A 209-nucleotide genomic window follows, 5' to 3' on the forward strand; every position below is an offset into this window, starting at 1 on the left:
GCCGCCTCGACGACTGCCACGACGCCCTCCTCGCCCACCCCCGACCCGGCTCCGAAGCCGACACCGGCGAACTCCTCGAAGCCCTCGGCGTCTTCGACGCCCCCGCCCCTCTCGACGCCCGCGACCAGGCCGTCATCGGCCACATCCTCACCGCCATCGACGCCATGGGCGGCATCCGCCCCGGCCACCAGCACGGCCTCACCCGCTGG

Annotated in this window: 1 protein-coding gene; it reads left to right on the top strand. The window is 75.1% G+C overall.

Going from position 1 to position 209, the window contains the following annotated elements; genetic code table 11:
• On the top strand, positions 1-209 hold a 209-nt coding region (locus IF30_RS48495; protein ID WP_037903373.1), incomplete at both ends, for a hypothetical protein.

The organism is Streptomyces sp. NRRL S-350 (assembly GCF_000719705.1).
Lineage (GTDB): Bacteria > Actinomycetota > Actinomycetes > Streptomycetales > Streptomycetaceae > Kitasatospora.